The sequence below is a fragment of the Acidovorax sp. HMWF018 genome (genome assembly GCF_003061035.1).
GTDB classification, from domain to species: Bacteria; Pseudomonadota; Gammaproteobacteria; order Burkholderiales; family Burkholderiaceae_C; genus Acidovorax; species Acidovorax delafieldii.
Genome location: NZ_QAIM01000635.1, coordinates 14,835 through 15,675 on the forward strand (window position 1 = coordinate 14,835; position 841 = coordinate 15,675).

General features: G+C 60.4%; 1 protein-coding gene. It reads right to left on the reverse strand.

Annotation, left to right across the window (positions count from 1 at the left end):
* Nucleotides 1-74: 74 nt before the first annotated feature.
* Entirely contained in the window at nt 75-722 is a 648-nt protein-coding gene (locus DBR23_RS26885) for a DedA family protein (RefSeq protein WP_056061629.1), read from the reverse strand.
* Between the last annotated feature and the right edge of the window lie 119 nt (nt 723-841).

An 841-nucleotide genomic window follows, 5' to 3' on the forward strand; every position in this document is an offset into this window, starting at 1 on the left:
GGCATAAAAAGAGCGGAAGGCGCATGATTTACATGCGCCTTCCGCTCTTTTATTTGTAGCAAATTCGCTGTCTGTCAGGCTGTGCGGGCCTGGCGCCCGGCGCGCCAGGCGCCAAAGATGGCGATCAGGCCCGGCACAAAAATCATCGCCCAGATGATCTTGTCCAGGTTCTCCTTGACCCACGCAAAGTTGCCGAAGAAGTACCCGGCCGTGGCAATGCCCAGCACCCACAGCAGCGCCCCGCCCACGTTGTAGGCGGTGAACTTGGCGCGATTCATTTCCGCCACGCCTGCCACGAAGGGCGCAAACGTGCGGATGAAGGGCATGAAACGCGCAATCACGATGGTGATGCCACCGTAGCGCTCGTAAAACTCGTGCGCCTGGTTGAACGCCCGGCGGTTGAACCAGCGCGAATCCTCCCACTGGAACACCTTGGGGCCAAAGTAGCGACCGATGGAGTAGTTGCACTGGTCGCCCAAGATGGCCGCCGCCAGCAGCACCGCGCACGCCAGCGGAAAGCTCATCATGCCGGCACCACACAGCGCGCCCACGATGAACAGCAGCGAGTCGCCCGGCAAGAACGGCATCACCACCAGGCCTGTCTCGACAAACACAATGGCAAACAGCAGGGCGTACACCCACATGCCATAGGCCTGTACAAACGCCTCCAGATACTTGTCCACATGCAGGATGAAGTCGATGAGAAAAGTGACAAGTTCCATGAAAAGGCGGGCCTGGGCGCGGCGCGGAAAAAAGGTGGGCGCATTATCCCCATCACGCCCCACCTCAGCCCGATACCCCTGCGCAGCCCCCGCCCTAAAATCCGGTGGGTGAACGACAC